This window comes from Meiothermus rufus DSM 22234 (assembly GCF_000423425.1).
Classification (GTDB): Bacteria; Deinococcota; Deinococci; order Deinococcales; family Thermaceae; genus Meiothermus; species Meiothermus rufus.
The window spans coordinates 19,288-29,091 of sequence record NZ_AUHY01000036.1 but is presented as its reverse complement, the minus strand read 5'-3'; the positions used below and the strand labels follow the sequence as shown (position 1 = coordinate 29,091).

Below are 9,804 nucleotides of genomic sequence, written 5' to 3'. Positions count from 1 at the left end.
CGCTCTCCAAGGACGGGGAGGCGGAGTACTGGGCCACGAACCATCTGGGGATGAGCGAAGAGAAGCGGGCGGAGTTAGAGCGGCAAGGATGGGGGATCGAAGTGTACCATCGGGGGCTCAAGCAGTGCTGTGGGGTGGAGCGGGCCCAGGTGAGGAAGGCGGTCTCCATCCTGCGGCACCTCCTCCTGGCTTTGCGGGCCTTCCTCCGGCTGGAGGTCTACCGGCTGCGCAGGGGGGTGAGCTGGTACGAGGCCAAGGCGTCCATTGTTCGCGAGGCAATACGAAGTTATCTCGCCCATCCCCTCCACATCCTTCAGCCAACTGCGTAAGTCCTAACCATATAGGCCTCCCCCCCTTGCAGCAAGCTGGGCCATTCCTGCCAGGAAATCCGGTAAACTCCTAGTCCTAAGGCCACCATCAGGCTGGGCAGAAGCAGAAAGCCCAGCGCCAAAAGCACCAGGCGGTAGCGGCGCGGGCGCTGGGCTGCCATTGGCCACACTGCCTTTCACACAGCTGCGTGTTTTGAAGGGCGAACCCCCACCCGTCAGGGCCCAGGTGCCCTACGCGGCGAATAATCCGTAGGCCAGGGTGGGCTTGCCTGAGCCCGACTTGCTCACAATCAAAATCCGAAAGGTCTGCCTAGCGGTCATTCAGAATTCCGCGTCTTCATAGATTACTTTTAGATGCCCCATAAGGTGAATCAGGCTAGAAAGCAAGTCCTGTAGCGCCTTTTCCCGTTTTTCCGGCGGCAGGGATTCAATCTTGCGGTAAAGCGTTTTGAAGGTTTCCATTTCTCCCAGCAGCTCTTCCCAATAGGGAAGAGGAATATTCATCAAATCTTTAGCCGTCTTCTTAGTCGGGCGATTTCCCGTGGCCATGTTCGCATCTCCTTTTCCCATTTTGAAATGCGGTTCGCTTGCAACATTGCGCCGATGGCCCCGGCGATTTCCGGCAAAACTGAGTGGCACGTTCCTATTTGGTTGTTTGGCTGTACACCCTTAGTGCGCGGGGGTTTTCTATGTCGAAGATGGTGAGCCTATCTTCTTTGCTCGCGGACATATTCGATTAAAGTCTTTTTTCCCGGCTTGAGTTTGATGGGTATGGGTAAGGCAGGTTTGCTGGGCGCGTTAGGCTCAATAGAAGTTGTCCGGCCACTTCATGGATTGAGTTTATCACGCTTGATGGCTAGTTCACCTTCGCTGCTCTTTGACATATTGAAGCGAGCTTTTTTTGAGCTTGATTTGAGGTGGTAAAGGCCTTTTTGTGGGGTTAGCGGGCTCAGTAAAAGTGAAGTGATTTGCCCACGAACGGGGTTTGGCCCGATGGCTTTTGACTTTTCAGGAGTAACACGTTTCATAGCTTCATCAGTACACGAAGCTGCCATATCTCCCACCTCACCTAACCGACCAGGGCAAAGGCCACCCCGGTCTGGGTAGTTTCGCACCTAGGGCAGCTCTGGCCGTAGCACAGGTTGTGCAGCCGGGCCAAGGCCGGGTATATGATTACCCTGGTATCGCCGCCTGCGGCGGGGGCAGTATGTTCGATCAGACCCTCTACGTTCAAGTTCCAGCCACCCTGGCTAACCTCGGTTCCGGCTTCGATGCCTTGGGGGTGGCCCTCGACCTGTACCTCGAGGTCAGCGCCCAGCCCGCCACCCGCGATCAGCTCCACTACACCGGCCAGGGGCATGTCCCCAACACCCCTGACAATTTGATCCACCAAGGCTACCGCGCGGCCTGGCAGGCCCTGGGGGAAGCCCACCCACCCCACCTGGCTATCTGGGCCCATAACCCCATCCCGCTGGCCCGGGGCATGGGCAGCAGCTCTGCCGCGCTGGTCGCCGGGGCAGCGCTGGCCGATGCCCTCTCGGGAGGGCGGTTAGGGCTAGACGGGGTCTTCCGGGTAACCGCGGCCCTCGAGGGCCACCCCGACAACGTAGGCCCGGCGGTCTACGGGGGGTTCGTAGCCGCCCTGGCCGACCCCCCTCTGGCCCTGCCCCTGCCCGCCCCCCAGGGGGTATGCTTCGTCCTGGGGGTACCGGCCTACGAGGTGCCCACCCCTCTGGCCAGGGCCGCCCTGCCCCAACGCATTCCCTATGCCGATGCGGTTTACAACCTAGCCCGCAGCGCACTCTGGCCGGCTGCGCTCTACTCTGGGCGACTGGAGGCCCTACGGGAAGCGGCTAAAGATCGTCTACACCAGCCCTACCGAGCCCACCTGATGCCAGGCCTCGAGGCTGCTTTGGAACGGGTCTACCAGGCCGGTGCCCTGGCCGCCTTCGTAGGCGGAGCCGGCCCCACCTTGGCCGCTCTAGCCCGGCCAGAGCAGATCGAGGCTATACGCCAGGCCATGCAGGCCTATGTGGGCGAGGGGTCTACCCTGGTACTGGGGCTGGGAGAGGGGCTCAGGTGGAAGGCAGCTTCCGTACCATCCCACTAACCGGTCTCCTCGAGATGCTCCACGCCAACCGGGGTACCGGGGTTTTGCACCTCGAAAGCCTGCAGCTGCCCCTACGCCTATACTTCGAGGAGGGCGAGGTGGTGGGCGGGGGCATCCTTGACTGGGAGGGCTTCGAGGCCATCACCTCGTTTCCCTTGCATCCCGCAGAGGGCCATTTCCGCTTCAAAGCAGGCCCGGTACGGGGTGTTCCGCTGATGCCTTTCAAGGTCTTCCTGGGCGAGTGGGCCCGCATGAACGACCAGTGGAGCCGCTTCCGCACCCTGCTGGACTCCCCCAGTCGGGTGCTGGAAACCCCACGGGCCGTGGAGCCTTTCGCCATATTCGTGGGCGGCAAAAGCGTGCGCGCAGCAGCCAAAAGCTGGGGGGTGCCGCTCATCATCGCAGCCGAGCGAGCCTGGCGGGGGCTACGCGAGGGGGACCTAACCAGGCTGCGCAAGTACGCCTGGTTTGGCCTACGCATCCGCCACCCCTCGGCCCGCCGCACCCAGGCCGGCATCCGCGACCCAGAGGACATCACCGTGCTGCTGGACGGCAGCCGCAACCTAGGGGAGCTGATCCAGGCTGGGCTTCCCATTGCCAAGGTGCGGGCCTACCTGATCGAGCACATCGCCAGCGGCCAGCTCGAGGCTCCCGGGCGCGGCTGGATTCTGCGCGATTTGCTGTGGGAACTCGAGGCCCAGGAAGCCTCCTAAAGGGCAGTGGGCGATGGGTATACCATACCCTACAATGGCCTTTGTGAGGGTGCGTGACTTCTTCGCTGAACAGGGCCTCGAGCCCTTAGGGGCTGAGGGCTACCGGCGTGAGGCCCGGGCCCAGGCCTTCCCCTATCTGCAAGCCCTCTCCCAGCGGGTCTTGATCTACGACGGGGCCATGGGCACCGAGATTTTCAAGTACAACCTGGGCGATGCCGACTATGGCGGAGCCCAGTACAACGGCTGCCCGGAAGTTCTGAACCGTACCCGGCCCGATGTCATCGCGGCCATCCATCAAAGCTACCTGGAGGCTGGGGCGGATGTGATCGAAACCAACACCTTCGGCTGCCTGCCCCACGTGCTGGTCGAGTACGGCCTCGAGGCCGAAGCCTACGACCTGGCCTTCGCCGGGGCGCGCATCGCCCGTCAGGCTGCCGATCGGCAGTCCCAGGCCGATGGCCAGCCCCGCTTCGTAGCCGGTGCCCTGGGACCCGGCACCAAGCTGATCTCGCTGGGCCAGATCAGCTGGAAGGAGTTGTTCGCCTCCTACAAGGTGGCCGCCCAGGGGCTAATCGAGGGGGGGGTGGACCTTATCCTACTCGAGACCTGCCAGGACATCCTGCAGGTGCGCTGTGCGGTGTTGGCGGCCCGGGAGGCCATGCAGGCTGCAGGGCGAGAGGTGCCGCTACAGGTGCAGGTGACCCTCGAGGCCACCGGTACTATGCTGGTCGGTACCGACGATGCCGCGGCCCTTACCGTGTTGGAAAACCTTCCGGTGGATGTGGTAGGCCTCAACTGCGCGGTGGGCCCCGACCTGATGGACTCGCACATCCGCTACTTCTGCCAGAATGCTACCCGCTTTGTCTCCTGTCTGCCCAACGCTGGCCTACCCCGCAACGAGGGGGGGCGGGCGGTCTTCGACCTGACCCCAGAGGAGCTGGCCCGCTGGCAGCTTAAGTTCGTGCTGGAATACGGACTAAACGCCGCCGGAGGCTGCTGCGGCACCACACCAGAGCACATCCGGGCCCTGGCTCAGGCCCTGCAGGAAGCCCGGCAGCCCCGCCCCCGGCCCGCCCCGGCCCTCCCCCCTTCGGCCCAGGTGGCCAGCCTCTACCAGAGCGTGCCTTTGCGGCAGGAAACCGGCATTCTACTGGTGGGCGAGCGCACCAACGCCACCGGTAGTAAGAAGTTCCGCGAGCTTTTATTTGCTGGCGACTTCGACGGCATGAATGAGCTGGCCGCCGAACAGGTGGCCGAGGGGGCCCATGTGCTGGACGTCTCGGTGGCCTGGACGGGGCGCGACGAGGTGCACGACATGTGCGAGGTACTCAAGCGCTTCGCCACCAGCGTGCCGATTCCCATCATGGTGGATACCACCCAGCCCGAGGTGATGGAACGGGCTTTGGAGCACCTGGGTGGACGGGTCATTTTGAACTCGGTGAACCTCGAGGATGGCCTGGAGAAGTTCGACCGCATTGCAGCTTTGGCCAAGCGCCACGGGGCCGCCTTAGTGGCCCTGACCATTGACGAGGACAAGGAAGCTGGCATGGCCAAGACCGTGGAGCGCAAGGTAGAAATCGCGCTTCGCATGTACGAGCGGCTCACTAGGGTCCACGGCATTCCCGGCCACTCCATCCTCTTCGATTTGCTGACCTTTCCCATCACCCAAGGCGACGAGGACACCCGCAAGCTGGCCATGTGGACCATTGAGGGCATCCGCCGGGTGCGCGCCCTGCTGCCCGAGGTGGGGTTCATTTTAGGCATCTCCAACGTCTCCTTTGGCCTGGCCCCGCAGGCCCGGGTGGTGTTGAACTCGGTCTTCCTGGACGAGTGCGTCCAGGCTGGCCTGACCGCAGCCATCCTAAACGCTGGCAAAATCCGGCCCACCAGCCAGATTCCCCCTGAGGCCTACCAGCTTGCCTTGGACCTGATCTACGACCGGCGGCAGTGGGGGCCCGAGGGGGAGGTCATCCACGACCCGCTGTTCGCCTTTGTCGACTACTTCAACAAACACAAGGTGAGCGGAGGCCCCGCCCGCGACCCCCTGGCCGGGCTTTCCCTCGAGGAGCGGCTGAAAAAGCGCATCATCGAAGGGCGCAAGGTGGGCCTGGAAGCCGACCTCGAGCAAGCCCTAGAGCACTACAGCCCGGTAGAGATCATCAACCAGATTCTGCTGGAAGGGATGAAGGTGGTGGGCGACCTCTTTGGCGAGGGTAAGATGCAGCTGCCCTTCGTGCTGCAGGCTGCCGAGTGCATGAAGGCGGCGGTGCGCTACCTCGAGCCCCGGATGGAAAAGCTAGAAGGGGTGCACAAGGGCACCCTGGTGTTGGCCACGGTCAAGGGCGATGTGCACGACATCGGGAAGAACCTGGTAGACATCATCCTCTCCAACAACGGCTACCGGGTGATCAACCTGGGCATCAAGCAGCCTATCGAGAATATCCTGGCCGCAGTCGAAGCGCATAAGCCCGACGCCGTGGGCATGAGTGGGCTTCTGGTCAAAAGCACGGTGGTGATGAAGGAAAACCTGGAGTACATGGCCCAGCGCGGCTACCGCCTACCGGTCATCCTGGGCGGGGCCGCCCTCAACCGGCATTATGTGGAAAACGACCTGCGCCGGACCTACACCACCGGTCCGGTGTACTACGCTGCCGATGCCTTCGATGGCCTACAGCTCATGGAGGAGATCACCGGGCATGCCCCGCCGCGCCTGACCGCCCGGGAGGTGAGTGGACACAAGTACAAGACCGCTTACGAGATTCTGCAGGAGAAACTGATGGCTGGTTCAGCGTACATTCCTTCCAACACCCCCCCGGCTCCCCGCATCCCCCGCCCGCCCTTCTGGGGCCGCCGAGTGGTGGATAGCAGTGAGCTCGAGATCGGGGTTATTTCGCGCTACGTCAACAAAAACGCCCTGTTCCGCGGCCAGTGGGGCTTCCGCAAAGGCGAGATGAGCCAGGTTGAGTACGAGGCCTACCTCGAGCGCCTGGCCGAACCTATGTTCGAGGAGATGGTGCTCCAGGCCATGGCCGAAGGCTGGCTCGAGCCGGCGGTGGTCTACGGCTACTGGCCGGTGGCCTCCGACAAAAACGACCTGATCGTCTTCCACCCGGAAAGCGGGGCCGAGCTCTTCCGCTTCAACTTCCCCCGCCAGATGGGGGCCAGCTCGCGCCATTTGTGTATCGCCGACTTTTTCCGTCCCCGCTTTGCCGAGCCTCTGGGCGATGAGGCCCAGTGGTTTCCCCCCGCAGCCTGGGAAAACGGGGCGCGGGACGTGCTGGCCGCCCAGGTGGTCACCATGGGACGCCGGGTTTCCCAGGTGGCCCAGGCCCTCTTCCAGTCCGACGCCTATCAGGACTACCTCTACCTCCACGGTTTCTCGGTGGAGATGGCCGAGGCCTTGGCTGAGTACTGGCACAAGCGCATCCGTCAGCAGCTCGGCATCGCCCAGGACGACGCCACCAGCCTGGAGGGCCTCTTCCGCCAGGGCTACCAGGGCAGCCGTTACAGCTTCGGCTACCCGGCCTGCCCAAGGCTGGAGGACCAGCGCTACCTACAGGAGCTCTTGCAGTGGCAGGAGATCGGCATCGAGCTGAGCGAGGAGTATCAGCTCCACCCCGAGCAGTCCACCAGCGCCATTGTGGTACACCACCCTGCGGCCAAGTACTTCAACCTGTGAGCAGGGCCTCGAGCTGCCTGAGCCCGGCCTCGAGGCCCCCCGGCGTATCGGCCCGCAGGGTGATGTGCCCCACCTTCCGTCCGGGCCGCACCTCCTTGCCGTACCAGTGCAGGTGTGCCCCAGGTATCTCCAGCACCCTAGCGGCCTCGGGCTTCAGGCCAATCAGGTTGAGCATGGCCGAATAGCCCCGGGGCGCGGTAGAGCCCAAGGGTAGCCCCAACACCGAGCGCAGGTGGTTTTCGAACTGGCTGGTCTCGGCCCCCTCGAGGGTCCAGTGGCCGGAGTTGTGCACCCTAGGGGCCATCTCGTTGGCCCAAAGCACCCCTTCCAGCTCAAAAAACTCGATGGCCAGCAGCCCCACGTACTCCAGCCTTTCCATCACCTTTAGGGCAATCGACTCGGCCTGGTGTTGCAGGCGGGAGGGGGTGTCCGGGGCCGGGGCCAGGCTTTTGCGCAGGATGCCGCTGGCGTGGTGGTTCTCCACCAGAGGGTAGTGGGCCACCTGGCCGCTGAGGCTGCGTACGGAAAGGAGGGAAAGCTCCCGCTCAAAGGGCACAAAGCCTTCCAGAAGCAAAGGCTGCCCACCCAGCGCTGCCCAGGCGGCCTCCGCTTCGGCAGGGGTGCGCAAGAGCCGCTGTCCTTTGCCATCGTAGCCCAGCCGGCGGGTTTTGAGCAGGGCCGGGAAGCCGATGCGCTCGAGGCCGCGCTCAAAATCGCCTTGGGTCGTAACCGGGTAAAACGGGGGGGTGGGAACGCCCAGCTTCTGGAAAAAGGTCTTCTCCGCTAAGCGATCCTGGGCCACCTCCAGCGCCAGCAGGGGCGGGTACACCGGCAAGGATCGGGGCAAGCTCTTGACCGCCGAAAGGGGTACGTTTTCGAACTCGTAGGTCACCCGCTCGAGGCCCTCGGCAAAACGCGCCAAGGCCCCCGCATCGGCATAATCGCCCACCACCAGCTCGGCCACCTGGCCCGCCGGGGCCTGGGGCGAGGGGTCGAAAAAGCGAAACTGCAAACCCAAAGGATAACCAGCCAAAGCCAGCATCCGGCCCAGTTGTCCACCACCCAAAACCCCTATGCACACGGCTGTAGCCTACTAGAGTAGCGCAATTCGGTCGAGGGGCCCCTACCCCCTGGGGTCGGGCTCGGCCAGCACCGCCTCGGTCTGGGCCTGGCGGTAGCGCTTCAGCGCCGCGCGGTAGGCGGGATATTTGTTGGCCAGGATGCTCACCGCCAGCAGGGCCGCGTTCACCGCCCCAGCCCGGCCAATGGCCAGGGTACCCACGGGCACGCCTGCCGGCATCTGCACGATGGATAGCAGGGAGTCCAGCCCCTTGAGGCTTTTAGACTCCACCGGTACCCCTAGCACCGGCAGGCAGGTCTTGGCCGCGGTCATCCCGGGAAGGTGGGCCGCCCCCCCGGCCCCGGCGATGATGACCTCGAGGCCCCGCGCCTCGGCCTGCTCGGCGTAGGCAAAGAGCAGGTCGGGGGTGCGGTGGGCCGAGACCACCCGCACCTCGAAGGGAACCTCGAGCAGCTCGAGGGTCTTCGCCGCGTGCTCTAGGGTCTCCCAGTCCGACTTGGAACCCATGATCAGGCCAACCAGAGGATGCGTGGGCAGGCTCATCGCCCAGCAGTCTACAAAAAAGCGGTAGAATCCTGCCCGGTGGACACCCTCGAGCTCCTCCGCATCAACCTGCTCTCCCCCGCCGTGCTGGCCTTTGTTTTGGGGATTGTCGCCACCCTGGTGCGCTCTGACTTAAAAATCCCGGATGCGCTGTACACCACCCTCTCCATCTACCTACTCTTGGCCATTGGCCTCAAGGGCGGGGCGGCCTTAGCCCAGACCCCCTTGGCCGAGTTCTGGAAACCCGCCCTGGCCACCCTGGTTCTAAGCGTGCTAACCCCCCTGCTCTCCTACGTCACCCTGCGGCGCCTGGGGCGTTTCGACGTGGTCAACGCGGCAGCCATCGCGGCCCACTATGGCTCGGTCTCGGCAGTAACCTTCATCGCCGCGAGCACCTTTGTGCAGGCGGCCCAGCAACCGGCTGAGGGCTACATGCCCACCCTGGTCGCACTGCTCGAGGTTCCGGCTATTGTGATTGCCCTCCTGATCGCCCGCCGCAGCCTGGGCCAAGGTTCACTGGGCGAAGCGGTGCGGGAAATCTTCGCCGGCAAAAGCGTGTTGCTGCTTATGGGCGGCTCGGTTATCGGCTACCTGTCTGGCCCTGAGGGCCTCAAGCAGGTGGCGGCGGTATTCGTAGACCCTTTTCGTGGGGTACTGGTGCTGTTTTTGCTCGAGCTGGGTATGGTAGCCGCCAAGCGCTTGCGCGATCTGCGCAAAGTAGGCCCCTTCCTGATTGGCTTTGGCCTCCTGATGCCCCTGGTGCAAGGAGCCCTAGGGGTAGGGCTAGGCAGCCTCGCGGGGATGTCGGTAGGAGGGGCTATGGTGCTGGGGACCATGGCCGCCAGCGCCTCGTACATCGCAGCCCCAGCCGCAGTACGCATCGCCCTGCCCCAGGCCAATCCCAGCTACTACCTCACCGCCTCCTTGGGTATCACCTTCCCCTTCAACCTAACCCTAGGCATCCCCCTTTACTTTGCCCTTTCCCGCTGGCTGCACGGAGGTAGCTGATGGCCTTGGTCTCACTCAAACTGGTCACCATCATTGCGGAAGCCTATCTGGAAGAACGGCTCGTCCGGGAAATCAAACAACTTGGCGCAAAGGGCTATACCATTACCTCGGCCCGGGGCGAGGGCAGCCGGGGCGTGCGGGCCAGCGAATGGGAGGGTAACAACATCCGCCTGGAAACCATCGCAAGCCCAGCCGTGGCGGAAAAAATCCTCCAACGGTTGGCGGAGATCTATTTTGCCAACTATGCGGTTATCGCCTATGTGGAAAACGTAGAGGTCATGCGAGGGGATAAGTACACCTGAGGCAAAACAGGGGCCCTTTGGCCCCTGTTTGCTATACAG

General features: G+C 63.5%; 10 protein-coding genes and 1 pseudogene. 6 read left to right on the top strand and 5 right to left on the bottom strand.

Going from position 1 to position 9,804, the window contains the following annotated elements:
* Positions 1 to 329: pseudogene (locus G552_RS0108145) on the top strand (IS701 family transposase); the annotation flags it as partial.
* Here the strand turns inward: G552_RS0108145 and G552_RS16280 are convergent.
* The 3 genes from G552_RS16280 to G552_RS16270 form a co-directional block, all read right to left on the bottom strand.
* A complete protein-coding gene (locus G552_RS16280) occupies positions 314 to 490 on the bottom strand; it encodes a hypothetical protein (RefSeq protein ID WP_156890704.1) in 177 nt (58 codons plus the stop codon). The pseudogene G552_RS0108145 and the gene G552_RS16280 sit on opposite strands and share 16 nt — an antisense overlap.
* Before the next feature lie 160 nt (positions 491 to 650).
* On the bottom strand, positions 651 to 968 hold the full coding sequence (locus G552_RS16275) for a hypothetical protein (protein ID WP_156890703.1): 318 nt from the start codon (positions 966 to 968) through the stop codon (positions 651 to 653).
* Between the two features lie 188 nt (positions 969 to 1,156).
* Positions 1,157 to 1,357 carry a hypothetical protein gene (locus tag G552_RS16270; RefSeq protein ID WP_156890702.1) on the bottom strand — a complete coding sequence of 67 codons (201 nt, stop codon included), beginning with the start codon at positions 1,355 to 1,357 and terminating at the stop codon, positions 1,157 to 1,159.
* Between the two features lie 179 nt (positions 1,358 to 1,536).
* Between G552_RS16270 and thrB the strand changes: the two genes are divergently transcribed.
* From thrB to metH, 3 genes are read left to right on the top strand one after another with little or no spacing between them, the layout of a single operon-like run.
* Positions 1,537 to 2,439 (top strand): homoserine kinase, encoded by a 903-nt coding sequence (thrB, locus tag G552_RS0108125; RefSeq protein ID WP_027882593.1) that lies wholly within the window; start codon positions 1,537 to 1,539, stop codon positions 2,437 to 2,439.
* Positions 2,409 to 3,152, top strand: coding sequence for a DUF4388 domain-containing protein (locus G552_RS0108120; RefSeq protein ID WP_027882592.1), 744 nt, complete (start codon positions 2,409 to 2,411; stop codon positions 3,150 to 3,152). The genes thrB and G552_RS0108120 overlap by 31 nt, the downstream gene beginning before the upstream one ends.
* A 43-nt stretch (positions 3,153 to 3,195) precedes the next feature.
* Positions 3,196 to 6,831, top strand: a complete 3,636-nt coding sequence (gene metH / locus G552_RS0108115; RefSeq protein WP_245575152.1) for a methionine synthase — start codon at positions 3,196 to 3,198, stop codon at positions 6,829 to 6,831.
* On the opposite strand, the gene G552_RS0108110 is transcribed toward metH, so the two are convergent.
* Entirely contained in the window at positions 6,821 to 7,912 is a 1,092-nt protein-coding gene (locus G552_RS0108110; protein WP_027882590.1) for a 5-(carboxyamino)imidazole ribonucleotide synthase, read from the bottom strand. The two genes, metH and G552_RS0108110, sit on opposite strands and share 11 nt — an antisense overlap.
* Positions 7,913 to 7,954: 42 nt before the next feature.
* Positions 7,955 to 8,455, bottom strand: coding sequence for a 5-(carboxyamino)imidazole ribonucleotide mutase (gene purE, locus G552_RS0108105; protein WP_027882589.1), 501 nt, complete (start codon positions 8,453 to 8,455; stop codon positions 7,955 to 7,957).
* A gap of 39 nt (positions 8,456 to 8,494) precedes the next feature.
* Between purE and G552_RS0108100 the strand changes: the two genes are divergently transcribed.
* Entirely contained in the window at positions 8,495 to 9,463 is a 969-nt protein-coding gene (locus tag G552_RS0108100; protein ID WP_027882588.1) for a sodium-dependent bicarbonate transport family permease, read from the top strand.
* On the top strand, positions 9,463 to 9,765 hold the full coding sequence (locus tag G552_RS0108095) for a P-II family nitrogen regulator (protein ID WP_027882587.1): 303 nt from the start codon (positions 9,463 to 9,465) through the stop codon (positions 9,763 to 9,765). Before G552_RS0108100 ends, G552_RS0108095 begins: the two co-directional genes overlap by 1 nt.
* Positions 9,766 to 9,804: the final 39 nt, after the last annotated feature.